The following is a 24,107-nucleotide window of genomic DNA, read 5'->3' as shown; positions in this document are numbered from 1 at the left end:
AATGACGATAGTTCAACAGCTTGTAGCTGGATTAGGTGTTCCAAACTTCCAAGTATTAATTCCTGAAATTATAGTTTTAACAACTGCTATAATCGTATTTATTTTAGAATTATTCGTTAAAAGTAGAACTCTATTAACTTTAATCTCTGCTGTAGGACTCTCACTTGGAGCTCTTTCTATCTTAACTATAAGTGAAGGAGCTATAACACTCTATGGCTTATACATAGTAGATAGCTTTTCACTGGCTTTTAAGTTTTTCTTGATAATATTCACTATATTAGCTATCATAAATCTTCAACCCTATGTTGAAGCTAAAAAAACATACTATGGTGAATATTACTATCTTATTATCTTTTCTTTACTTGGTTCTATGATTATGGTATCTTCTCCAAACCTTGTAAGCTTTTACATAGGTTTAGAGCTTATGTCTGTATCAACTTACATTTTAGTTGGCTTGTGGAGAAGAGATTACAAATCAAAAGAAGGTGCGTTTAAATACCTTATAATGGGTGGTGCTGGAACAGCTATAATAAGCTACGCAATAGCTCTTATATACGGAAAAACAGGTAGTTTTGATTTTGCAAGAGTATTTAATCAAATTCAGGATAATGCAGATTTAGCTACTACAGCAGGACTTGGACTGCTTATAGTAGGACTTGCTTTAAAGGCTTCTGCAGTACCTTTCCATTTTTGGACACCTGATGCTTACGAATCAGCTCCTACTCCAATAACCGCATTTATGGCGAGTGTTTCAAAAATAGCAACTTACGCAGTTATTTTAAGAATAATGGTTGAAGCGTTTCCTCTTGTTAACTCTGTATGGTCTTACGGATGGGCAGTACTGGCTGCAGTTTCTATGGTCGTAGGAAACTTCGTTGCATTAAAACAAAGAAATGTTAAAAGAATGCTTGCTTACTCTTCTATCGCCCATACAGGATACATTTTAGCAGCTTTAGCATCACCTAATGGAATGGGATTTACAGCTCTAATCTTCTACTCTCTCGTTTATCTCTTTATGGCTTTAGGTGGGTTTATATTATTATCAGCATTTGAGAAAAACGGCAACTGGACAAACGATTTAGATGACTTTAAAGGTTTAGCTAAGAAACATCCTATAATGGCTCTTTATATGCTTATATACATGTTCTCAATGCTGGGAATACCACCGACAGTTGGATTTATGGGTAAGTTTGGTGTATTTATGGCTCTTATATCAAGTAATGTTTGGTGGCTTGCGGTTGTTCTTGTAATTACAAGTATAGTATCAGCTGGATATTACTTAAGGGTCGTTTCTTATATGTATATGTATGAACCTGTTAAAGAAGGTAAGTTTAACTTAAATCCTGTTGAGAAATTTACTGTTGGATTTTTAGCTATAATGGTTTTAGTTATCGGTATATATCCAACTGTATTTTGGGAAATATCTAACATACTGACATCTATTCTTGTTATGAATATAGGAGTAAGATGAAAGGAAATTTATATATAGTATCATCACCAGCAGGAGGAGGTAAGACTACCATAATAAACCTTCTGCTGGAGGAGTTGCCGTTTTTAAGAAGGGTTGTAACCTACACATCAAGGCAGAAGAGAAAAAATGAGATAGATGGGGTAGACTACGTATTTGTCAAAAAGGAAGAATTTGAAAGACTAATTAAAGAAAATGCTTTTTTAGAGTACGCTTTAGTCCATGGAAATTATTACGGCACACCTAAAAAAGATGTTTTCCAGCTTCTTGAAAAAGGTTATGACGTTGTTTTAGTTATAGATGTTCAAGGAATGAAGCAAATGAAACAGGTATATCCTGAAGTTATAACAATCTTTATACTCCCACCTTCTTTAGAAGAGTTAGTCAATAGAATGAAATTAAGGGGAGAATCAGACCAAGAGATAGAAAAACGCCTAAATACAGCTAAAAAGGAAATACCATTTTGGAAAGAGTATGATTATGTAGTTGTAAACGATAATCTTATTCAAGCAAAAGACCAGATAAAATGTATTATAACCGCAGAAAGATGTAAAGTAAGCAGATTTGATTTAGATAACATCAAAGACGAAAGTTTAAGAGCTTTAATGATTTGAATTGATATGTTATAATATTAAATTACCTAAAAACTTGGAGGTATCAGTTTTGAATCAAAGACCTTTAATTGAGCAAGCTTTAAAAAAAGTTAAAAGCAGATACGAACTTGTTCACGCTGCATCTAAGTTAGCAATAGAGTTATATGAAACAGGAGCTGAAACCTACGTAACAGAAGAAGGCATACCTTTAAAAAAGACAGTGATTGCTATTGATAAGATAGCTTCTGGGGAAGCAAAAATAATCAGGAAAAATCAAGAAAAATAGTAAAAGTTTTTTTTCTAACTCTTTTACAAAACTTTATCTGGTTAAGCTTACATAGGTTTTCTATTATTAAAAGCCCTATTCCTGTTCCTCCTTCTACTTTGTCTTTCGTGTCATTTCTAACAACCAAATATTTTTTTACTGTTTTTATGTGTATGTAAGTATCTGAGTACTTAAAGGCATTCTCTAAAATGTTGTAAATTATTAAATCTACATCCGTTTTGTTTGCGTACTTTTTAATTGGTTTTAAATCAATTATTACCTTCTTTTCTCCTATTTCAAAACTTTTTAAAGATTCTAACACTACTTTTTTTATATCAATATTCTGATAAGTCCTGTCTTCAAACTCTAACTTTTTAAATGTATCTGATAAGATTTTTACATCTTTAGACAGGTCTAAAACTACCTTTTCAATTCTGTCAAGCTGTTTTGAACTTACTTTACTTTTTAACATTTCTAAATTCGTTAAAATACTTGCTAAACTGTTTCCAAACTTATGAGATACAGCTAAAATCATCAGTTGTAAAAAAGATTTATATCTTTGTTCTTTTTTTATGTATCTATCCATTACTAGATAAATAACAAAAGAAGTTCCCATTACTAAAAAAGCTTCCCATAAAAAAATAACAGTAGCGTATTTTTCTTTTTTTTGAAGAATGTCTTCCATTTTTATCTTTTCATAAAAATCAGGATAAACTTTTGATTGTAAGCTTAAGTAATCTGAAATAAGTTGGTTTATAATGTACAGGTTTACAAAATTTATAATTGAAAGACTTACTATAAAAATAAGCATTATAGCTAAAAAAATCTTTAGTTCAAACTTCATCTTTTAATCTGTAGCCTATACCTTTATGTGTTTCGATTGATTCTGGAGGGAGTACTTTTCTCAGCTCCTTTATATACTGCCTTACAACTTCATCTCCAACCGCCTTGTCAGCCCAAACGTAGTTAAGTATAGTTTCTGTAGATACTATCTGACCTTTCCTTTTTAACAGCAGTGTAAGAAGATTCCAAGCGGTTTTTGAAAGCTTTACTTCTTTGCCATCTTTTATAATTATCTGATTTTCTAAATCTATCTCTAGATTTTTTATCTTGTATCTATCTGATACATGGACTCTTTTACTTAACGCTTTTATTCTAAGCAGGAGCTCTTTTGGATTAAATGGTTTTGTTAAGTAATCGTCAGCTCCTAAATTAAAGCAAACTTCTTTGTCTTCTATTTTATTTTTTGCAGTTATTATAAGAACTGGCGTTTTGATTCCTTTATTTCTTAAATAGTGTAGTAAGTTTTCTCCTTTTTCAAATTTTAAAATTAAATCTAATACAATAACGTCATACTCGTTTAACTGCAAAGCTTGGTCTAAATCCCTACCGTCGTTTATCCAGACTACTTCTATCTCATTTTCTTCCAAGTACTCTTTTAAACTTTCTCCCAATATTAAGTCATCTTCAACAAGTAAAACTCTCATGTATACTTTATCGGTATGTGTAGTAAAATATTTTAATTAAACATTTTAGAGGTTTTATTGTGTATATTTGGCTAAAGGTTATTCACATTATATTTATGGTGTCTTGGATGGCTGTTTTGTTCTATCTCCCAAGACTTTTTGTCTATCATGCCGAAAATAGAGACAATCAAGGGTTTGTTCAGGTTGTGAAAGTAATGGAGAAAAAGCTTTTTTATGTTATCGGCATTCCAGCTTTTGTTTTAACGGTTGTTTCTGGTCTTGGAATGATAGCTTTAAACCCTTCTTTACTTACAACTGGTGGCTGGCTTCACGCAAAAATAGTTTTGGTAATTCTTCTTACTGCCTTCTTTTTCCATAACGAGTATGTTAGAAGAAAATTTTTAAAAGACCAATGCACCAAGTCAGGGAAGTTTTTCAGAATGTACAACGAAATTCCTACAATCATACTTATTTTAATCGTTATTCTTGTGATAGTAAAACCTTTTTAGGTGAAAAATGTTAGATAGTATATTTGTAAGAAAAAAGATTTTAGAATTTTTAGAGGAAGATATAGGATACAGAGACTTAACAACAGACAGTCTTGATATAGATAAAAATGTTGAAGGTGTCTTTGTTGCAAAGCAGTCAGGAGTGATCGCAGGAACTGTTTTTGTAAAAGAAGTTTTTAATACATTTGGTGATGCAAACTTTCAAAGTTTCAAAAAGGAAGGAGATTACGTAGAAATAGGAGAGATTATAGGATTAGTCTATGGAAACTGTAAAAGCATTCTAAAAGGAGAAAGATTAGCTTTAAACATTCTTCAAAGACTATCAGGAATTGCTACTTTAACGAATCTTTTTGTAAAAGAGCTTGAAGGGACTAAAACAAAACTTCTTGATACGAGAAAAACAACGCCCGGATTTAGAGCTTTTGAAAAGTATGCTGTAAAAGTGGGAGGTGGAGAAAACCACAGGTTTGCCCTTTACGATATGGTGATGTTAAAAGATAATCACATTACTTTAGTAGGAAGTATAAAAGAAGCTGTAAGACAGGTTAAAAATAAAATATCACCAATGGTAAAGGTTGAAGTAGAAGTGGCAAATTTTGACCAGCTCTATGAGGCTCTGGAAACGGAAGCTGATATTATAATGCTTGATAATATGAGCCCTGAAGAAGTTAAAGAAGCTGTAAAGATAATTGATGGAAAAAAGTTAGTGGAAGTGTCAGGAAACATAACCCTTGAAAATATAAGACAGTATGCTTTATCTAATCCAGACTTTATATCAACAGGGTCTGTTATCCACTCTGCAAAATGGCTTGATATAAGTTTAAAATTAAATACTGGAGGAGTTTAAGATGAAAAAGCATTTTAAAATCGCGGTTTTACCTGGAGATGGAATAGGTCCAGAAATTATTGATTCAGCTTTAAAAGTGTTAGACGTAATATCAAAAAAATACGGTATTACATTTGAGTACAAACACGGACTTGTAGGTGGAGCTGCTATAGATGAGACTGGAGACCCGCTTCCACCAGAAACTTTAAAGATATGTAAAGAAAGTGATGCTGTTTTATTTGGAGCTGTAGGTGGAGAAAAGTGGGACAACTTACCTACAGACAAAAGACCAGAAAAAGGATTACTCAGAATAAGAAAAGAGTTAGAACTTTTTGCAAACATAAGACCTGCAAAGGCTTATACACCACTACTTAGCTCTTCACCACTTAAAGAAGAGGTTATAAAAGGCGTTGACTTAGTAGTTTTAAGAGAATTAACAGGAGACGTGTACTTTGGGGAACCAAGAGGTAGAGAAATAAGAAACGGTGAAAGAGTTGGATACAACACTATGATTTACTATGAACACGAGATAAAAAGAATAGCGAAGGTTGCATTTGAAATGGCAAGAAACAGAAGAAAGAAAGTCACAAGCGTAGATAAGGCAAACGTGTTAGAAGTTAGCGGTCTTTGGAGAGAGGTTGTAAACGAAGTCCACGCAGATTATGCAGATGTTGAGCTTGAACATATGTACGTTGATAACTGTGCAATGCAACTTATAAGAAGACCAAAAGATTTTGACGTTATCGTTACAGGTAACATATTTGGAGATATAATATCAGATGAAGCAGGAGCGTTAACAGGAAGCCTTGGAATGCTACCATCTGCAAGCATTGGAGAAAGATATGCTTTTTATGAACCAATACACGGCTCTGCACCTGATATAGCAGGAAAAGGTATAGCAAACCCCATAGCAACTATTTTATCAGCTGCTATGATGCTTGAAATAACCTGTAAACTTCCAGAAGCTGCAAGGGATATTGAAAGATCTGTAGAAAAAGTATTAGAAGATGGCTATAGAACAGCAGATATATGGTCTCCTGGAACTAAAAAAGTAAATACTGCAGAAATGACAGAAGAGATAATCAAGAGATTGTAATACTTGAATTTATTTAAAAAAAAGGTTAATATTTTATAACAATGTTTTATTAAAAAATTTTTGAGGAAGGAAGGATGTCTTGGATAAGTGTTGAGAAGGCAAAAAGGTTAGAAGAAAGATTTGGATATCCGAAAGTATCACAAGATAAAAGTGGGGTTGTATCTGTTGAAGTTCCAAAAGATAAATTTATAGAATTTTTAAAGTTCTTAAAAGAAGATAAAGAATACGATTTTAGAATGTTTTTAGACCTTACAATAATAGACCACGGTGAAAAGGAAGACCCAAGATTCCAAGGAGTAGTTATACTGTTTTCTCCTACTTACCAGTACAGAATAATAGTAAAAACGTGGGCATTAGACGAAACGCTCCCTACACTTACCAATCTCTGGAAAGGTGCAAAGTGGGCTGAAAGAGAAGCTTGGGATATGTTTGGTATAAAGTTTGAAGGACACGAAAATTTAGTTAGAATGCTCCTTTGGGAAACATACCCATACCATCCTTTAAGGAAAGACTTTCCTCTCGAAGGAATAAAAGATACATATCTTCCTTCTTTAAACGAAACACTTAGAGGAGACTCATTAGAAGGTTTATTTAACTACGACAGAATGCATACCGCCATTCCAACAATGGAAGACCTTGAAATAACTCAAAAGAAAAGAATGCCTGTTAAAACCTCTCAGATAGTGTTAAACTGGGGACCATTACACCCAGGAACACACGGAACAATATGGTTTTTATTTGACCTTGATGGAGAGTATGTAAAACAGTGTGATATTATCATAGGACAGCTCCACAGAGGAGTAGAAAAATTAGGAGAAAATGTTAACTGGCAACAGTTTATACCATATACTGACAGAATGGACTACATTGCTGCGATAAACGAAAATCACGCATACGTTTTAGCAGCAGAGAAGCTCCTTGGTATTGAAATTCCAGAAAAAGCAAAGTGGATTAGAACTATGATGGCTGAGCTATCAAGGATTAACAGCCACCTTCTATGGCTTGGAACTTATGCCTTAGATCTTGGTGCTCTAACAATGTTCTTATATACATTTAGAGAAAGAGAAAAAATTATGGACATTATTGAAGGTATATCTGGAGCAAGATTTACTATAAACTACTTTAGAATAGGCGGTGTCTTTGCAGACCTACCTTACGGTGCGTTAGATGCTATAGAGCATATTATAAAAGATCTTCCAGAGAGAATAAACGATTACGAAACACTTTTAACAAGAAACAGAATATGGCTTTCAAGGAATAAAGACGTTTGTATCATTACAGAAGAAGATGTTTACGATTATGGCTTAACAGGAGCTGTTGCAAGAGGTTCAGGAGTCCCTTACGATATTAGAAAAATAGATAAATACGATGCTTATGGAGAAGTAGAGTTTGATATTCCTGTTGGAGAAACTGGAGACTCTTATGACAGATACCTTGTAAGAATGGAAGAGATGAGACAAAGTATAAGGATAATCCAGCAGTGTGTAGCAAAATTAAGAAAAATGTCTAAAAACGACCCTTACTTCTTCCAAACTCCAGATGAGAAAAAATTAAAAGTAACTATAGACGGTAGAGGTATGAAGCTTCCAGCAGGTGAAGTGTACGCGTCTTCAGACAACCCAAGAGGAGAGCTTGGATTTTACATTTACAACAAAAAAGACGGTTTAAAAGCCCACAGAATGAGAATACGTTCTGGAGCATTCTACAACCTACAAGTCTTTACAAAAGCTATTATAGGAAGACCTATAGCTGACGCAATTACTTTACTTTCAACCATAGACCCAGTAGTTGGAGAGACTGATAGATAATGAAGATTTTAAAAGCTATTTTTATCTTAATTATAGGTTTGTCGTTTTACGCAAAGGCTGATAGTTTTACAGAAAAAGACAGGGAGCTTCTTATAAATCTTAGCATGCAAGTATCTGAGTTAAAAGGTAGAGTGGATGGTCTTGAAAAAAGAATGGAAGATATGAACAAAAGAATAGACCAAATAGACAAGAAAATAGACCAGCTTTACACATTTTTATGGATAATTACAGGTATTTTTACAACTTTAACAGCTACTACCATAGGCTTTGCATTATGGGATAGAAGAACATACCTTAAAGCTTTAAAACAAGAAGTTGTTCAAGAAATAGAAAAAGAAGGTAAGCTATCTGATTTAATAAAAGCTTTGAGAGAACTTGCTAAAGAAGACCCAAAAGTTGCTACTGTTTTAAAAAGGTTCAATCTTCTTTAAAGGAGGCATAAAATGGGTGTAAAAAAAGTAGGTGCAAAACCTCAAACATTAGTTGAAAAAATATTTTTCCTTGACTTTATAAAAGGATTAAAAACCACTATAAAACATCTGTGGAAGAAAGTTATAACTGTTGACTTTCCTTATGAAGTAGTTACTCCTCCACCAAGGTTTAGAGGTGTGCATGGACTTAGGACGGTAGATGGGACTGAAAATCCAGAGTTTGATTCTTGGGTAAAAAGACTTAAAATAAAGCCACCAGAACCTGGAGAAACAAGGTGTATAGCTTGTAAGTTCTGCCAAGCAGCCTGCCCAGTTCCAGAGCTTTTTGATATTCAATCAGAAAAGTTAGACGTGCCAGAAGACCATCCACACTATGGATTAAAAGTTATGACAGTATTTAATATGGATTTATCTAAATGTACATTCTGTGGTCTTTGTACTCAAGCTTGCCCTACGGACTGCATAATAATGACAGATATATACGATCTTTCTTCTTACACAAGAAGAAATTGGGTTTTAGATAAAGATATGCTTACACAAATAGCAAACGAATTTGCATCAAGAAGGAGAGACGAAAAGTTTGACCAACATTCCCAGTGGAGAGAAGACCAAAAACTCTGGCCTGAGTATGATAAAACAAGAGAAAAACTCTGGGACTTTAATATGCCTAAATTAGGTCCTAACTACCACGACCAGACTGCTTAATGAAATTATCAGGAAAAAAAGAGCTGATAGAAATAATACTTAACGATATAAAAAAGAGGGGAGGGATTAGTTTTAAAGATTTTATGGATTATGCATTATACTATCCTTCCCTTGGCTACTATACTTCTGATAAAGAAAAAATCGGTGGATACGGAGACTTTTTTACAAGCTCTGAGCTTGACCCTGTATTTGGTCAGCTTCTATCAAAACAGTTTAACGAAATCTATCTAAACTACTTTAAAGGTCAAAAAATAAAGCTTGTAGAGATAGGGTCAGGAAAAGGTATTTTAGCTTTTGACGTTTTAAATGAAATAAAATCTAATTATCCCGAGTTTTATGAAAATCTTGAATTTATCTCAGTTGAAAAATCTCCTTTTCATATTGAAAATCAGAAAAAAATATTAGACAGTTTTAACGTTAGATGGCTGGAAAACATTGAAGATTTAGAAGAAGTTGAAGGTATAATTTACTCAAACGAACTTTTTGACGCTTTACCTGTCCATCTTATAAAAAAGAAAAACGGAAGAATATACGAAGTTTATTTAAATGAAGTAGATGGAGAAATTATAGAAGATTTTAGAGAAGCTGGCGAGAATATTTTAAACTATTTAAAAGAGTTAAAAATAGACATTCCAGAAGGTATGACAACGGAAGTTAATTTGATTGCAAAAGATTTAATACAAAAGATAGGACAAAACCTAAAAAAAGGTTTTGTTTTTACTGTTGATTATGGCTATCCTTCTAAAGAGTTGTATAAACCATACAGAATGAAAGGGACTCTTTTATGCTACTACAAACACACCTATAACGAAAACTTTTACGAGAATATTGGACTGCAGGATATTACTTCTCACGTTAACTTTTCAGCTTTAGTTTATTATGGAAAAAAGGTGGGACTGGAGTTTACAGGATTTACAGACCAAGCTCATTTTTTAATAAACTTAGGGCTTGGAGATGTTATGATTAAGCTACAGGAAAAAGGAGATTCAAAATCTTTTGAAAGGATAAACAGACTTAAAACTCTTATACTTCCAAAAGGAATGGGAGAAAAGTTTAAAGTTTTAGTGCAACACAAAAACATTACAAACCCAACTTTATCAGGATTAAAGCTACTACCACCACAAAATGATAGATACAAAATAGAGGATTTTTAAAATGCTTTATAACTTTATAGTTGCTTTTTCATTTTTATTAATAGCCACATTTTCTTACTGGTACTCTTCAAAACTTGCCAATTATAAAAAAAGTTCTTTTTTAATGTCTTTTTTTGTTGTTTTAGTTCCTTATACGCTGGCAGGAGGATTGAAGCTCCTTACGGAGAAATTTATATCTCATTACTCTCTTTTAGTTATGTTTTTAGCTCTGGTAATCTTACAAACTTACTTTGGAAAAATAGTTTTTAAAGAAGATTTTAAAAAAACTTTAATAGCATCATTACTTGGTTTGATAGTAACAGTTATAATAGGACTTCCGATACTTGTTTTATCTGGAATAGCAATTACTTATTTAAACTTGAAAACTGGATAGCTAAATAGTATAATAAATTTTAATCTAACATATTTAACAGGAAGGTGAGAATTGGAAAGTTCTGTTTGTGGAGATGGAGAGTCCTTTTATTACCTATTGATGCTATTTTTACTCCCAACCATATTTTCTTTCAAACCAAGATTTTCTTTGACCTTACAAGGAGTAATTTCTTTTATATGGCTTATTTTTTCTGTTTTACTGATACTAAATAATTTTTCTTATGAGATTTCATATAAAACAAATATTCCTTTTTTAGAGTTTAGCTATAGAATTGACAGTTTAAGCTTATTTTTTGCAAGTACTGTCCTTTTACTTGCTTCAGTGGTTTCTGTATATTCGTTAACATACATAAATGAGTTTAAAAATAAAAGGTTGTTGGTATTACTATATAATATTTTCATAGCATCTATGCTTCTAGTTATTTTTTCATCAAACATTCCAACGTTCCTTATTTTTTGGGAAATAATGTCTGTTGTCTCTTTCTTTTTAGTGATATTTGATTACAAAGTAAAAGAAAATCTTGAAGCTGGTATAAGCTATATTTTTATGACTCACCTTGGAACTGGTTTTATAATTTTAGCGTTTACGATTTTGTTTTTATATTCATCACATCTTGATTTTAAAAGCTTTTCAAATATAAATTTACCAGAAAATATGAAATTTTTAGTATTTTTATTTGCATTAATAGGCTTTGGAACAAAAGCTGGAATTTTTCCTCTCCATATATGGCTTCCAAAAGCTCATCCAGTTGCACCTTCTAACGTATCTGCTTTAATGTCTGGAGTTATGATAAAAATAGCGGTTTATATGCTTATAAGGTTTTACTTTGAGTTTTTAAACAATTATCCAGATTACTTTGGTTATATTGTTGTATTTATAGGTTCTTTGTCGGCAATCTACGGAATTTTGTATGCTTATGTACAGACAGATATTAAAAAACTTCTTGCTTTCTCTTCTATGGAAAATATAGGAATAATTCTTATGGCTTTGGGACTTTCTATGATATTTAAAGCTAACAACGTATATCTTTTAGCTGGTGTAGCGTTTATAGCCACTTTATACCATATATTAAATCACTCTGTATTTAAAGGATTACTGTTTCTTGGTGCTGGTAGCATCTTATACAAAACTCATACAAAAAATATAGAAAATCTTGGAGGATTGATAAAGTATATGCCTAAAACAGCTGTTTTTATTCTCTTTGGAGTTATGGGAATAACAGCACTACCTCCTTTTAATGGATTTGTAAGTGAATGGCTCATCTATCAATCTATTCTATTTAGTAGTAAGTTAGATAATGAGTTTTTATCTTTTACAATGCCACTTTTTGCTTCTATATTAGCTCTAACTGGAGCTTTTGCTCTTGGTAGTTTTGTAAAAATGTTTGGTTTATCATTTTTAGGTTTGCCAAGAACAGAAAATGTTAAACACGCTTCAGAATCAGAAATATCTATGTTGTTTGCTATGGGTGTTCTGGCAACATTGGTAGTTATTCTTGGTATTTTTCCTTTTACTGTTATTTATCTTGCGGATGAAGTATTGAAAAGTTTACTGGGTGGTTCTGTTTTTAATAGTATCCTTTATGAAAATGGACTTATTCTTATAGCCTCTGATTATGATTTTGGAAGAATATCTCCTGTAGGAATAGCGTTAGCAGGGGTGTTAACGCTTATCATTGTTTATCTATTTACAAGGATATTTGGTAGTGGAAAGATAACGGTTTATGAAACTTGGGCTTGTGGTCTTACAGAAGATAACCTTACAACAAAGGCACAGTACAGTGGGTCTGGATTTTCTCAGCCTATAAGAAGAATCCTTGCATTTGTGTATAAGGTTAAAGAATCGTTAAATAACGTTGAACAAAAGCAAAAGTACTTTTTCCCAAAAAAGAAATATACAATTGAGATTGTTGATAGAGTTGAATACATATATTCAAAGGTTTTAGATTTAATTACAGGATTTATCTTAAAGGTAAGATACTACATTCAGCCAGGAATTATTCACGTATATATAGCGTATATAGTGATAACTCTTACAGTTTTACTTTTGATAGCTGTGAGGTAAATTATGAAAAACATAATTTTAGGTTTTCTACAGGTTTTTATAGTCGTAGCTATTAGTCCTTTTATTAAAACATTTATACATAAAATAAAATGTATTTTAAGAGGTCAAAAGGGTCCTTCTTTGTTTCAAGCTTACAAAGATTTGTACAAACTTTTCAATAAAGAAGTGGTTATATCTAAAGATGCTTCTTTTATATCAAGAATTGCTCCTTATATGGTTTTAATTTCTACTTTATGGGCTGTAACATTTTTACCTGTATTTAGTAAATACACCCTTTTAAGTTTTTCTGGGGATATAATAGCTCTTGTTTATATTCTTGCCTTTGGAATTTTTTTCATAGCTCTTTACGGACTTGACCAAGGAAGTGCTTTTGGAGGATTAGGTTCTTCAAGGGAAGTGACAATTGCAGCTTTGGCAGAAAGTTCTCTTATGCTGATTATATTTACTTTTGCTCTCCAAACTGGTAGTACGAACATAGGAGAGATTTTTGAAAAAGTTCACGAAATAGGACTTTCTTCTGTTCCAGTTTCTTTTGCATTTGCTCTTATATCTCTTTTACTTGTATCATTGGCTGAAAATGCAAGAATACCTTTTGACAATCCTGAAACACATCTTGAACTTACAATGGTTCACGAAGCCATGATTTTAGAGACATCAGGAAGACATCTTGCTTTGTTTGAACTTTCTTCTTACATAAAGCTTGCCATTTATTTAACTGTCGCATCAAACTTGTTTTTTCCAATAGGCTTTTATAAAGAAACTTCAATCTTGTTATTAGCACTAAGTATAGTAATATTTCTAATAAAAGTATTACTTTTTTCAATTCCTGTTGCTCTTATTGAGATGAGTATTGCAAAGTTTAGATTTTTCAGAGTTCCAGAGATTCTTACACTTGCTTTTATTCTCTCTCTTATTTCTCTTATTGTTTATCATGTGTAGGAGGTTTGATGTGATTAGGTTTTTTGTTGAATTCTTTGGTGCTATGTCACTTTTTCTGGCTATTACCCAGCTGTCAAGTAATAGGCTAAACCTGTCTGTTAAAATATACCAAGTTCAATCTTTGTTTTTGACTTTGAGTATTTTCTCAATAGGTATTGCGACAGGAGAGTTTGAACTTTTTCTATCTTCTTTTTTAAACCTTTTAATAAAGGTTGTTTTGATACCCTACTTCTTGTTTAGAATATTAGAAAAAGTAAAAATCGATAGAGAAGTTTCTATGTACCTAAATATTACCAACTCTCTTCTGCTTTCTATTTTAATTGTTATATTTTCATTTTACATAACAAACAAGATACATATATCCGGAGAAGTTATAGCACATCAGATATTCCCTTTATCTATAGGTATTATACTCATTGGCTCTTTTATTATGGTAGTTAGAAAGAAGGCTATAACCCAGATAATAGGTTTTCTGACTATAGAAAATGGAATACTCCTTGCTGGAACATCGTTAACAAAAGGTATGCCTATGATTGTAGAAATAGGGGTATTTTTTGACGTGTTTATAGGCGTCTTGATGGCTGGTGTTCTTGCATTTCAAATAAGGACTACTGTTGACAGTATGGATACTTCTAAATTAACTTCTTTGAAGGAGTGAAGATGAAACTGTTGCTTCTGACTTACTTTGTATGGGCTTTTATCTCTTTTGTTTCACCTTTACGGTTTGTTTTTCTGCTACAGCCGATAGTTTCCTTATTAGGATTTATAATAGGTGTTAATTTAGTTTCTAACATTGAAAAGGCTGGAGATAGATTATTTGAACTTAACAATCTTTTATTTTTAGATTCATTAAACGGAATTTTAATACTTGTTATTCTTTTTATCTCCTTTTTTGTTTCTATTTATTCTATTGGATATATGAGAAAAGAGATGGAAGCAGGAATCCCTGAGAAAAAGATAAATGAGTTTTTCTTTTGGATGAATCTATTTATAGTTGTAATGTTGTTGCTGTCTCTTTCTAACAACTTTGGCATTCTGTGGATTGCAATAGAAGGAACTACTCTGGCAACTGCTTTTCTTATAAGCTTTTATAGGAATAAAGAAGCTGTTGAGGCTGGCTGGAAGTATATTATGCTTTGTTCAATTGGTATAGGTTTTGCTCTTTTTGGAATAATAGTTATATACTTTGCTTCTTTTTCTGTTGTTGGAGAAGGTCTTAAAGCTTTAAACTGGACTGAAATTTATGAAGTTGCTGATAAACTTGATAAAAGGGTGCTTTTAATAGGTTTTATATTTATAGTTGTAGGTTTTGGAACAAAGGTTGGATTTTCGCCTTTACACTTTTGGCTTCCGGATGCTCACTCTCAGGCTCCTACACCTATTAGTGCTTTAATGTCTGGAGTATTACTTAACTGTGCTTTTTACTCAATAGTAAGGGTTCAAGCTATTTTAAATCATCAAGGTGGTGGTAGTATATCAGATAAATTTTTACTATTTTTTGGTCTTTTTACAGTTATTGTATCTGCTTTATTTATACTCAGACAAACCGATTACAAAAGACTTTTAGCCTACTCTTCTATGGAACATATGGGAATAATTGCGTTTGCTTTCGGGATAAACACAAAGATGGCTGTTTTTGCTGGTTTATACCATCTTATTAACCATGCCATTGTAAAAACATCTATATTTATGACTGTAGGAAGTGTTTTAACAACTTTACATTCAAAAGAGATTTTTAGTATAAAAGGCTTGTTAAAATCTATGCCTTACACATCAGCTCTCCTTATCCTTACAGTATTTGCTATAACTGGAACACCTCCTTTCAGTATTTTTATGTCAGAGCTTTACATAATTTTATCCGCTTTTAAAGAAAGTTATACATTAGAAGTTATAATTTTACTTACAGGTTTGACTGTAATATTTGGAGGTTTTATATACCATTTTCTAAATATGGTTATGGGAGAATCGGATAAAAAATACAGAGAAAGCTCAATACTTTTACTTCCTGTGGTTGTTTTAGTAGTAGTTTCTGTAATTTCTTCTTTTTATCTTCCTGATAAAGTTATAACACTTATAAACAACGCAGTAGAAATTGTAGGAGCAAAGCAATGAAGAGTGAAGAGCTTTTAATTTTGTTAAATCCGATAAAAGAGATTATAAAAGATTACAGTTTTAATAGTGAGAATGAAATAGTTATACACGTCCAAGACTTTAATCTTGCTAAGGTTTGTCAGTATCTTTTCAGAGATTTAGACTGTGAGCTGGCTACAGTTGTTGCTACTGATGATAGATTTAATGAAAATGAGTGTTGTTTTACTATTCGTTATGTGTTTTCTTACCATCAAAAAAATGTTTTTTTTATAGTGGAAAATAAAGTAAAAGAAAGGTTTAACTCTCTTGCAAACATTATTCCTGCTTTAAACTGGTATGAGAGAGAAATCAAAGATATGTTTGGACTTATTCCGTTAAACCACCCAGACCCAAGACCGTTAATTCTATTCCCTGAAAACTTTCCTCCTGATGTTTATCCTCTAAGAAAAGATTTCAATTTAACACAAAGACCTGATTTTAAACGATATGGAAAGTATGATTATAAAGAAGTAGATGGTGAAGGTGTTTTTAACATATTAGTTGGACCTATACACGCAGGTATTATTGAGCCGGGTCATTTTCGGTTTTCTTTAGCAGGAGAACATATACTCCAGCTGGAAATAAGGCATTTTTGGAAACACAGAGGTATAGAAAAACTTGCAGAAGGAAAAAGTGTTGAGGAAGTCTTAAGTTTAACTGATAAAGTTTCTGGAGATCACAGTTTTGCTCATACTCTGGCTTATATTCAGGCGATAGAAAAACTCTCAAATACAAAAATTCCTGAAAAAGCAAAGTATATAAGAGTTCTTTTTGCAGAGATTGAAAGGCTAATGTGTAATATTAACGACGTTGGTTGGTTATTTCAAGATGTTGCTTACAGTTTTGGTGCTCAAGGAATGTTTATCCTTAAAGAAGATATAATGAGGTTGAGTAAGTATTTATCTGGCAGTAGATTTAACAAAAATGTTTTGACAATAGGTGGAGTAAATGTTGATATAGATAAAGAAAAAATAGGAGTAATTATAGACACAATAGATAGAATTTATGAAAAGTATAGTTTTTATAAAAATATTCTTTTGAATTCTGCTTCTATTCTTGATAGATTTGAAACAACAGGAAGAGTAAAGTATGAAACTGTAAAAGATTTATCCTCTGTAGGATACACTGCAAGAGCTTCTGGATTGAAAAGTGATATAAGAAAAGAGCATCCGTATTTAATTTACGATAAACTCACATTTAACAGCCAAGTTTTTGAGGAAGGAGACTGTTTAGCAAGATTAAAATGTAGGCTTGCTGATATTGAAGACAGTATATCAATCATAAAAGAAGTTTTATCAGATATGCCCGAAGGAGATATATATACAAAACCTAACCCAGTACCTGCAAACAGATGGACTTTAGGATACTCAGAAGGGCAGAGAGGTAATATAATTTACTTTGTAAAAACAGATAAAGAAGGTAAGATAGATAGACTAAAAATAAGAGACCCTTCATTTAACAACTGGCAAACTATTCAGTTTGCTGTCCTTGGAGATATTGTTGCGGACTTTCCTCTGGTAAACAAAAGTTTAAATCTTAGTTATGCAGGCAACGACCTTTGAGGTGAGAAGATGTTTAAAATAATTAAAGAAAGATTAAAAGAAGGCATAAAAGCGGAAGAAATTGTAATAAGAGATGAAAATGTTGAGGTTTTAGGAAAACAGTTAAAAGAAAAAATAGATAAATATTTTGATGGCAGTTTTGCTATTAGAGAGGTTGACAGCGGTTCGTGTAATGCCTGTGAGTATGAAGTTTCAGCCCTTTCAAACCCTTACTACGATATAGAGAGGTTTGGGATTAAGTTTGTGGCATCTCCTAAGCACGCTGATGCTTTACTTATTACAGGTTGCCTTACAAGGAATATGTATGAAGCTGTTATAAAAGCATATGAAAATACTCCAAATCCTAAGTTTGTTATTGCTGTAGGAGATTGTGCTTTAGATGGTGGTGTGTTTAAAGGAAGTTATGCAACTATGGACGGACTAGAAGGAAAATTACCCATAGATATATGGATAAAAGGATGTCCTCCAGAACCTATAGATATAATCTCTGGAATTCTCCTTTTAATTAAGCAAAAGTTTGAATAGTTTTTTAAGATATTCTTCTGACTTTAACGAATAAATCCTTTAAAACGTTGATGTAATTTTCTTTTCCTTCTTCTACTTTGTCCATTATCTCTTCTAACTTTCTTGTAAACTCTTCTGATAAAAACTCTTTTAAGTTTGGTTTGCTTATTAGGAAGTTGTAAACGGTTTTTCCTAATTTTGTTGGTATTAAAAATCCTTTTCTTTCTATTACGTAGCCTCTTTCTAACAGTTTTGCTATTATAGTTGCGTAGGTGGAAGGCCTTCCTATGCCTTTTTCTTTCATCTCTTTAACAATCTCTCCGTGAGTGTAAAGATAAGCCTTTGGTCTTTGTATTAAATTTTTATACTGTTGTACGTCTATTTTTCCTTCTATAAGTGGTTTTGTTTCAATACCTAAAACAAGGTTCCAACCATCTTCTATAATTTTCGTTTTAATCGTTTCTTTTATCTCAAAACTCAATGCTTTTATTACAATGTCTGCAAGCTCTACTTTTGCTGGAATCATCTGAGAGGCTATAAATCTGTTAAATATTAATTTGTAAAGTTTTAGATGGTTGTAAGTTAAGCCTTCTATCTGTTTACTTAGCATAAGGGATTCTAAGTCTTCTGGAGTTATGTTTTTTGTTGGTCTGATACATTCGTGAGCTCCACCTTCTCCCCAAACTCTTGGTTTAAAGTAGTTTTCTCCAAACTCTTGAGTAATAATCTCTTTTGCAAGGTATATTCCTGCATCAGAAACTCTCATAGAGTCTGTTCTGTGGTAAGTGATGTATCCAAGTTCAAAAAGGGTTTGTGCTAAATCCATCGTTTGAGGAAGAGTAAATCTAAACTTATCACTTGCATCTTTCAGTAAAGTGTCTGTTCTGTAAGGTGGTGGTGGATTTTCTAACTCTTCGTACTTTCTTTCTACCACTATCTCAACTTCTTTTAGGTTTTGATAAAATCTATCAGCTTCTTCTTTTGTATTAAAGGTTATCTCAAAAGAAAACTTTTTATCTTCTACAGGAATGTTTACAATAACTAAGTATATTTTTTTCTTTGCTTCTTCTTCACGCTTTATTATCCAGCCTAAAACTGGTGTCTGGACTCTACCAGCTGAAAGCCAGTTTTTATGAAACTCTCTTTGTAGTAATTGAGAATACTCAAAGCCTACCCATCTATCCGCAACTCTTCTAACTATCTGAGCTTTAACTAAGTTTTCATCTATGTCTCTTGGCTCGTTTATTGCTTTTGTTATAGCTTTTTTCGTTACTTCGTGAAACTCTATCCTTTTGATGTTTCTTAAAATTGGTTTTAAAAGATCGTGTAAGTCCCAAGATATTTTTTCTCCTTCTGCATCTGGGTCTGTCCCAAGAAGTATCTCCATATTTTCTATAGCAAGTCTTCTAAGGTTTTCCACTGTCTCTTCTTTTCCTTCAATTGTTTCATATATAGGAGTTATCTTTTCATCTTCTACTATTACGCCGTGATATGCAACATTTTTAACAAGGTTTAAAACGTGTCCTAAGGAAGCTGTAATCATTAAGTATCTACCTTCGGTAGATGTCTCTAAAACGTCTGTCTGGTTTATCTTTCTTCTTACAGGTTTGCCAAAAAAGTTTGCTATGGTTTTTGCCTTTGTAGGTGATTCTACGATTATTAAAGTAGGTTTAAGTAGGTCTGAAGACTGGACTGTGGTTGGATTAGTTAAAAAGTTTTTTACTTTTTCTCTGTCTTGGTCTATCTGTCTTATTAGCTGGTCTAACTCTATCTGATTTATGTTTATAAATTCTATGTCTTCACTAAACCATTTTACTCTTTTGCTGAGATGTTTAAATGCGGATTTTTCATCTATCAGTATTAAAGATAGCCCTTTTGTTATTCCGCCTGCATAGAGTCTTGAAGTTCTTCCACTTGCCTGCAAGTATCCTGTAGCGTCTGACACGATTAAATAGTATCCGTCCTCTTTTTGTTTTAAAACAATCTCATCTGAAGATTTTAAAACTTCTAAGACTTCTGGTTTTTGGAAAAACTCTCTTATCTCTTGCTGTAGATTTTCTATTTTTTCTTTAACTTGTGGGTTGTTCTGGATAAAGTCTGGAGTTAGGTTTTGGTACTTTTGGAGCTGAGTTATCCACTGATTAATTTTTATGGTAATTTCAGGAAATTTTTTAATTATGTAGCTTCTTATTGAGGTTAAAGCCCAGAGCATGTGGACGAGGTTTTCTTCTAATCTTAAGGATATTGATATTTTAGGCACTCCGTAAAATAGAGCATACCTAATAACGTGAGGAAGGTCTAAACCTCTTGCAAGCGGGTTTCTGTAAGAAGATATACCTACTAAAACTTGAATTTTACCTTCTTGATATTTTTTAAGGTTTTTGTCATCTAACTCTTCGTAAGATACTGCTTTTATCTTGTGTTTGTTTAACTTTTCTACAACCTCATCTACAAACTCTTTTCCTTTATCAGAAGGGATAAATACAAGTCCACCTTTTCCAAATCTGTTTATCCAGTAGATTAACTTTTCAAAAGAGTATTCTTCGTCGTAGCTGTCAACTATGTTTCTTAAATAAAAGGTTGGGCTTGATATTTCAAAGCCTAAAAGTTCTCTAAAAAGTTTAACTCTACTTGACCTTGGTTTAGATGTTGCAGAAGATACTATTAAAACACCATTTATTTTTTCTTTTTGTTTTTGTAGATACTCTGTCAGCTGATTTATTTTATCCCAATCTTCTTGGGTTTTGTTTGGTTTTGCTTTTAGTTTTATAAAGAATAATGCTTTTTCTATATCATCTTGTGTAAAGCCAAGTAAGTAAAGGGCTTTATCTATGTTTTTTGCTGTTTTTACGAAGGAGTCTACGTCATCAACAAATATAAACTCAAAGTCTCTGGGATAGATTTCAAAATTTTTGTATAAAAACATAGAGGTTGTAATGAGTATTTTAAAGTCCCCGTTTTTTAATCTTTCTTTATTTTCTTCTTTTTCTTTGTTTGATTTTTCTAATCCTATTGCGAGGATATCTTTTTTGTCTATTCCAAAGTTTTTAACTCTTTCTGAAACTTGTTTTACAAGTAGTTTTGTAGGAAGTAGAATGTAGGATTTTTTTCCTTGTTTTGCTAAAAATGAAGCCATAGATATACCAAATGAGGTTTTTCCTATCCCTGTTGGTGCAAGTAAAACAAAAGAGTGTCTTAAAAGGACTCTTTTTGCCCAAGTGTTTTGTAGATTCCAAGGTTTTGCCTTTATGTAGCTTTCAAAATGTTCTTGCCACTGTTTTAGTATATCGTATAGATTGCATAGATTTTTTATATCTCCTGGTTTTACGTGTGTACATACGTCTAAATCTTCGTCAGGCAGGCATTTTTTACAAGGCAGACCTTTTTCTAATCTATAAGAAGATATCTCTCCATGGCAGTTAGGACATAGTTTTTCAAAAACAGCGTAAATCATTAGCCTCAAAACCTCTTTTTATGTTGTTAATAAAAAATATTATATAAATTTTGAATGATTTGAATGAAAGAAAAAGAAAGATTAAAAATTACTTTGAAACAAAAAGAACTCCAATTTTTTTATAGTCAGAATGAATCTAATAACTTAGCCTAAATCCTCATAAGTTCATATCAATGAGAATTATAAAATAATACTCATAAGCCGAGTGAGAAATTCAAAATGCTTGTAATCCCTTATTAAAAAAGTCCTTCAAGGGTTTGGGGCTTATTATAATGCCCCAAACCTTCAAAAGGAAGTATAAAAAATACAGGTGTTCCAACTTTACCACTTGAGGAAGGGTGGTTATGCTATTGGGTAAAGTTTCTACAGAAGTGATTATGAGGAAGTAATTTTTCATGCTTAATTTCTCTCCCAGCGTATGTTAAACTAAGTTTATACTAATTACTGGCTTGTAATGCGTAGATCCGTTAAAAGTACATAAGAACCCTCTCCTATGTCATTGCCAAACATTTTAATAACTATTTTAGCTGGCAGGTTCTTGAGGGCAACCGTATCAATCTGCGTGGTCAAAACCCTCGTACCGTTTATGAAAAGATGGACAAGCTCTCCCTCTTTCTTAAGCATAAACTTAAAGTCCTTATTTACAAGCACGTCGGGCAAGCCCGCATGATTTGGTATGGAAGTGGTTCCGCCATACTTCCAGTAGGTAACATTTCTGGTAAGTTCTATTGAAACAGGGCTTCCTTCTTTTCCAATATAGAGCATAAGGCCCTCCCAAGAAACTCCTCCTTTTTGTGAGTAATAAACCCTACCCTCTACTGTGAAGTTCTTTGTTGGGTCAAAGCCGGAAATGTTCCTTTCAAAAACCAGCTCACCTTTAGTGGTGGCAAGCCACTTTTTACCACCCATGCCTACACACTCACCCTGACCGCGAATAATCTTTATGTTGGTAGGCACCACTTTGCAGGTTGAAAAATCCTCATGCCAGAGGATTTTGGGATATGAACTTGCCTCTACGGATTCCCTGACCAACCCACCAGAGGGAGATGGCTCAGCCTCAGGTCTTGTTGGTGCTTCAACCACTGTAGCCTTAGGCATGACCACCTCTTCCTTTACTATTTCTCCCTTATCGTTATACACTTGCACTTTTTCTCCCACTACCACATCTGCAGGAGCTTGAGCCTTAACCGATTCAACTATAAGAGCAACTGCTCTAACAATGAAATCTCTTGTTGCTTCTTCAAGAGGGGTATTCTTAACAGCTTCAAAGTAAGCTCCTCCAAACGTACTTCCAAAGAGACCTCCAGCCGCAATACCTATGTTCCACCTTTCTGATTTTCCTTCAACAGTTTTTGCAGAAAGTATTTCTCCAGTTTTTACTTGTACTATCCTCATGTCAAGAGCTATGTGAGCTTTGCTTTTACCAAACTTTGCCCCAAGCCCGAAAGGAAGTGGAACAACTACACCACCACCTCCAAGTCCACTTGCCTTGAGTTCAAGAGCGGTAACCGCCCCAGTTATAATGTAGTCTGCTGTTTTCAGCGTAGCCTGGGGTTTTACTCCCATAAGCTCAAGCTCTTCCTTTATCTCTTCCAAAGCTATCCTCTCAACCACCTTAAAACAGTTAGTGTTGGCAAGGGCTGTTATAAGCATATCAGCAAGTCCATCTCCTAGTGCTTTTGTGGAAAACTCAATCCCCCAGCCCGGACCAAAATACACCCTTTCTCCCTGACATGCAGCAGCTTTACACTTAAAGCTCTTTGCAGTTATCACTCCCATAGGTCTGGAACACTGAGGCAATTTTAATATCCTTTCTTTAACCTCCTTTGCATACTCTTCATCCTGTGCAAAAGCACCACTTACCACAATACTTAAAAGAACTGCCAGCATCAAAAGCTTTCTTATTCCATGCATTTCCTACACCTCCTAATTGTTTCAATTCCTTATAAGCACGCTAACCCCCTTCTTTGACCTTGTATAAGTTCTATACATCATGAACACCCACACCTAAAAAATTTTATCACATTTTATTAAGCATGTCTGCAGGAGTTTTATATCCTAAAGAGTAGTGCGGTCTTATAAAATTGTATTTTTCCACATAACTACTTAATCTTCTATTCATCTCATCTATCGTATATTCCATTTTCTCTATTAACCATAACTTCTTTAACACCTTTCATTTTGCCTTCTGTTTAGTAAATTTTTTATTTCACAGTAGGTAGGTGTTCACTGTCTATATGAACTTATACAACCTTATTCGTTTGTCAACAAATAAGGTTTAAATTGTTTATTATAAATTAATAAAAAATATATAACACCTTTTTATAAATACAACAGGAATCCAAAAATTCCAGTCAACCTCCAATCCTGCAAAAATCTCTGGAGATCGACAGTTATTATTTATCAATCACTTGGCTTAATTAATCTCAATTAATCCAATTTAATTGAGGCTCAAAAACTGTCATTTTTGATAGGACGACTGCAATTTAGATTAAAAGAAAAATTACTTAACTGACTGAATCTCTCTTATTCTCCTTGCCAGCTCCCTTAGAGCTTCTGTTTCTGTCATTCCTTTCTCTATAAGTTCCCTAACTGTTTGAGCTTTTGCAAGTGTGTTTAAAATTTCAACTATATCTCCCGACGGATTACAACCTTCTGTCTGAGGTTTTCCGTGTTGTAGAGCTTCATTTATACACTGTTCTATCTGCTCAGGAGTAAACTTTTTTGCAAGCTCCTTTATTTCTTTTATATTCATTACAT

At 33.0% G+C, this 24,107-nt stretch carries 23 protein-coding genes; 17 read left to right on the top strand and 6 right to left on the bottom strand.

Annotation, left to right across the window (positions count from 1 at the left end; all coding sequences use genetic code 11):
- The first annotated feature begins 1 nt into the window (after position 1).
- The 3 genes from Q385_RS0106355 to rpoZ are packed head-to-tail and all read left to right on the top strand — an operon-like array spanning position 2 to position 2,347.
- Positions 2-1,471, top strand: coding sequence for an NADH-quinone oxidoreductase subunit N (locus Q385_RS0106355; RefSeq protein WP_028950864.1), 1,470 nt, complete (start codon positions 2-4; stop codon positions 1,469-1,471).
- Positions 1,468-2,082, top strand: a complete 615-nt coding sequence (gmk, locus tag Q385_RS0106350) for a guanylate kinase (RefSeq protein WP_028950863.1) — start codon at positions 1,468-1,470, stop codon at positions 2,080-2,082. The genes Q385_RS0106355 and gmk overlap by 4 nt, the downstream gene beginning before the upstream one ends.
- A gap of 49 nt (positions 2,083-2,131) precedes the next feature.
- Positions 2,132-2,347, top strand: a complete 216-nt coding sequence (gene rpoZ, locus Q385_RS0106345) for a DNA-directed RNA polymerase subunit omega (protein ID WP_012674410.1) — start codon at positions 2,132-2,134, stop codon at positions 2,345-2,347.
- Here the strand turns inward: rpoZ and Q385_RS0106340 are convergent.
- On the bottom strand, positions 2,325-3,170 hold the full coding sequence (locus Q385_RS0106340; RefSeq protein WP_028950862.1) for a sensor histidine kinase: 846 nt from the start codon (positions 3,168-3,170) through the stop codon (positions 2,325-2,327). The two genes, rpoZ and Q385_RS0106340, sit on opposite strands and share 23 nt — an antisense overlap.
- The gene (locus Q385_RS0106335; RefSeq protein WP_028950861.1) at positions 3,160-3,813 is read right to left on the bottom strand and encodes a response regulator transcription factor; all 654 of its coding nucleotides are present in this window, start codon (positions 3,811-3,813) and stop codon (positions 3,160-3,162) included. Before Q385_RS0106335 ends, Q385_RS0106340 begins: the two co-directional genes overlap by 11 nt.
- 59 nt (positions 3,814-3,872) lie before the next feature.
- On the opposite strand from Q385_RS0106335, the gene hemJ reads away from it, so the two are divergent.
- The 14 genes from hemJ to Q385_RS0106265 all read left to right on the top strand — a co-directional run bounded on the left by hemJ (position 3,873) and on the right by Q385_RS0106265 (position 17,914).
- On the top strand, positions 3,873-4,301 hold the full coding sequence (gene hemJ / locus Q385_RS0106330; protein ID WP_028950860.1) for a protoporphyrinogen oxidase HemJ: 429 nt from the start codon (positions 3,873-3,875) through the stop codon (positions 4,299-4,301).
- 7 nt (positions 4,302-4,308) lie between these two features.
- Positions 4,309-5,148 (top strand): carboxylating nicotinate-nucleotide diphosphorylase, encoded by an 840-nt coding sequence (gene nadC, locus Q385_RS0106325; protein WP_028950859.1) that lies wholly within the window; start codon positions 4,309-4,311, stop codon positions 5,146-5,148.
- 1 nt (position 5,149) lies between these two features.
- Positions 5,150-6,223: a 3-isopropylmalate dehydrogenase gene (gene leuB, locus Q385_RS0106320; RefSeq protein ID WP_028950858.1), complete on the top strand. Its 1,074-nt coding sequence runs from the start codon at positions 5,150-5,152 to the stop codon at positions 6,221-6,223.
- Positions 6,224-6,297: 74 nt separating this feature from the next.
- Complete coding sequence (locus Q385_RS0106315) at positions 6,298-8,031, top strand: NADH-quinone oxidoreductase subunit D (protein ID WP_028950857.1); 1,734 nt, start codon at positions 6,298-6,300, stop codon at positions 8,029-8,031.
- Positions 8,031-8,462: a hypothetical protein gene (locus tag Q385_RS08950; protein WP_051524409.1), complete on the top strand. Its 432-nt coding sequence runs from the start codon at positions 8,031-8,033 to the stop codon at positions 8,460-8,462. Before Q385_RS0106315 ends, Q385_RS08950 begins: the two co-directional genes overlap by 1 nt.
- 12 nt (positions 8,463-8,474) lie before the next feature.
- Positions 8,475-9,167 carry a NuoI/complex I 23 kDa subunit family protein gene (locus tag Q385_RS0106305; RefSeq protein ID WP_028950856.1) on the top strand — a complete coding sequence of 231 codons (693 nt, stop codon included), beginning with the start codon at positions 8,475-8,477 and terminating at the stop codon, positions 9,165-9,167.
- On the top strand, positions 9,167-10,321 hold the full coding sequence (locus Q385_RS0106300) for a class I SAM-dependent methyltransferase (protein ID WP_028950855.1): 1,155 nt from the start codon (positions 9,167-9,169) through the stop codon (positions 10,319-10,321). The genes Q385_RS0106305 and Q385_RS0106300 overlap by 1 nt, the downstream gene beginning before the upstream one ends.
- A 1-nt stretch (position 10,322) precedes the next feature.
- Positions 10,323-10,694 carry a hypothetical protein gene (locus Q385_RS0106295; protein ID WP_028950854.1) on the top strand — a complete coding sequence of 124 codons (372 nt, stop codon included), beginning with the start codon at positions 10,323-10,325 and terminating at the stop codon, positions 10,692-10,694.
- Between the two features lie 51 nt (positions 10,695-10,745).
- The gene (locus tag Q385_RS08945; RefSeq protein WP_037919743.1) at positions 10,746-12,758 is read left to right on the top strand and encodes a proton-conducting transporter transmembrane domain-containing protein; all 2,013 of its coding nucleotides are present in this window, start codon (positions 10,746-10,748) and stop codon (positions 12,756-12,758) included.
- Positions 12,759-12,761: 3 nt separating this feature from the next.
- A complete protein-coding gene (locus Q385_RS0106285; protein ID WP_028950853.1) occupies positions 12,762-13,697 on the top strand; it encodes a respiratory chain complex I subunit 1 family protein in 936 nt (311 codons plus the stop codon).
- A gap of 10 nt (positions 13,698-13,707) precedes the next feature.
- A complete protein-coding gene (locus Q385_RS0106280) occupies positions 13,708-14,355 on the top strand; it encodes a hydrogenase (RefSeq protein WP_028950852.1) in 648 nt (215 codons plus the stop codon).
- A 2-nt stretch (positions 14,356-14,357) separates the two neighbouring features.
- Positions 14,358-15,809, top strand: coding sequence for a hydrogenase 4 subunit F (locus Q385_RS0106275; protein WP_037919741.1), 1,452 nt, complete (start codon positions 14,358-14,360; stop codon positions 15,807-15,809).
- Positions 15,806-17,389, top strand: a complete 1,584-nt coding sequence (locus tag Q385_RS0106270; RefSeq protein ID WP_028950850.1) for a hydrogenase large subunit — start codon at positions 15,806-15,808, stop codon at positions 17,387-17,389. The genes Q385_RS0106275 and Q385_RS0106270 overlap by 4 nt, the downstream gene beginning before the upstream one ends.
- Positions 17,390-17,398: 9 nt before the next feature.
- Positions 17,399-17,914 (top strand): NADH-quinone oxidoreductase subunit B family protein, encoded by a 516-nt coding sequence (locus Q385_RS0106265; protein WP_028950849.1) that lies wholly within the window; start codon positions 17,399-17,401, stop codon positions 17,912-17,914.
- Between the two features lie 4 nt (positions 17,915-17,918).
- Here the strand turns inward: Q385_RS0106265 and rgy are convergent, their stop codons facing one another.
- From rgy to Q385_RS0106250, 4 genes are all read right to left on the bottom strand, one after another.
- The gene (rgy, locus tag Q385_RS0106260) at positions 17,919-21,347 is read right to left on the bottom strand and encodes a reverse gyrase (protein ID WP_028950848.1); all 3,429 of its coding nucleotides are present in this window, start codon (positions 21,345-21,347) and stop codon (positions 17,919-17,921) included.
- Positions 21,348-21,788: 441 nt separating this feature from the next.
- On the bottom strand, positions 21,789-23,261 hold the full coding sequence (locus Q385_RS09140) for a CsgG/HfaB family protein (protein WP_051524408.1): 1,473 nt from the start codon (positions 23,259-23,261) through the stop codon (positions 21,789-21,791).
- 106 nt (positions 23,262-23,367) lie between these two features.
- Positions 23,368-23,520: an integrase core domain-containing protein gene (locus Q385_RS09245; protein WP_084609393.1), complete on the bottom strand. Its 153-nt coding sequence runs from the start codon at positions 23,518-23,520 to the stop codon at positions 23,368-23,370.
- 330 nt (positions 23,521-23,850) lie between these two features.
- On the bottom strand, positions 23,851-24,102 hold the full coding sequence (locus Q385_RS0106250) for a DUF6952 family protein (protein ID WP_028950847.1): 252 nt from the start codon (positions 24,100-24,102) through the stop codon (positions 23,851-23,853).
- Positions 24,103-24,107: the final 5 nt, after the last annotated feature.

It is taken from the genome of Sulfurihydrogenibium subterraneum DSM 15120, from assembly GCF_000619805.1.
GTDB classification, from domain to species: Bacteria; Aquificota; Aquificia; order Aquificales; family Hydrogenothermaceae; genus Sulfurihydrogenibium; species Sulfurihydrogenibium subterraneum.
The sequence above is the reverse complement of the archived record's forward strand: the minus strand, read 5'-3'. Positions and strand labels throughout refer to the sequence as shown.

Bases quoted from the DNA above. Each gene is read 5' to 3' on its own strand.
- Q385_RS0106340 (WP_028950862.1), bottom strand. From the start codon at position 3,170: ATGAAGTTTGAACTAAAGATTTTTTTAGCTATAATGCTTATTTTTATA.
- Q385_RS0106335 (WP_028950861.1), bottom strand. From the start codon at position 3,813: ATGAGAGTTTTACTTGTTGAAGATGACTTAATATTGGGAGAAAGTTTA.
- Q385_RS0106265 (WP_028950849.1), top strand. From the start codon at position 17,399: ATGTTTAAAATAATTAAAGAAAGATTAAAAGAAGGCATAAAAGCGGAA.
- Q385_RS0106270 (WP_028950850.1), top strand. From the start codon at position 15,806: ATGAAGAGTGAAGAGCTTTTAATTTTGTTAAATCCGATAAAAGAGATT.
- Q385_RS0106250 (WP_028950847.1), bottom strand. From the start codon at position 24,102: ATGAATATAAAAGAAATAAAGGAGCTTGCAAAAAAGTTTACTCCTGAG.
- Q385_RS09140 (WP_051524408.1), bottom strand. From the start codon at position 23,261: ATGCATGGAATAAGAAAGCTTTTGATGCTGGCAGTTCTTTTAAGTATT.
- Q385_RS0106285 (WP_028950853.1), top strand. From the start codon at position 12,762: ATGAAAAACATAATTTTAGGTTTTCTACAGGTTTTTATAGTCGTAGCT.
- Q385_RS0106305 (WP_028950856.1), top strand. From the start codon at position 8,475: ATGGGTGTAAAAAAAGTAGGTGCAAAACCTCAAACATTAGTTGAAAAA.
- Q385_RS0106355 (WP_028950864.1), top strand. From the start codon at position 2: ATGACGATAGTTCAACAGCTTGTAGCTGGATTAGGTGTTCCAAACTTC.
- Q385_RS08950 (WP_051524409.1), top strand. From the start codon at position 8,031: ATGAAGATTTTAAAAGCTATTTTTATCTTAATTATAGGTTTGTCGTTT.
- Q385_RS0106315 (WP_028950857.1), top strand. From the start codon at position 6,298: ATGTCTTGGATAAGTGTTGAGAAGGCAAAAAGGTTAGAAGAAAGATTT.
- nadC (WP_028950859.1), top strand. From the start codon at position 4,309: ATGTTAGATAGTATATTTGTAAGAAAAAAGATTTTAGAATTTTTAGAG.
- Q385_RS0106295 (WP_028950854.1), top strand. From the start codon at position 10,323: ATGCTTTATAACTTTATAGTTGCTTTTTCATTTTTATTAATAGCCACA.
- leuB (WP_028950858.1), top strand. From the start codon at position 5,150: ATGAAAAAGCATTTTAAAATCGCGGTTTTACCTGGAGATGGAATAGGT.
- rgy (WP_028950848.1), bottom strand. From the start codon at position 21,347: ATGATTTACGCTGTTTTTGAAAAACTATGTCCTAACTGCCATGGAGAG.
- Q385_RS0106275 (WP_037919741.1), top strand. From the start codon at position 14,358: ATGAAACTGTTGCTTCTGACTTACTTTGTATGGGCTTTTATCTCTTTT.
- Q385_RS0106300 (WP_028950855.1), top strand. From the start codon at position 9,167: ATGAAATTATCAGGAAAAAAAGAGCTGATAGAAATAATACTTAACGAT.
- gmk (WP_028950863.1), top strand. From the start codon at position 1,468: ATGAAAGGAAATTTATATATAGTATCATCACCAGCAGGAGGAGGTAAG.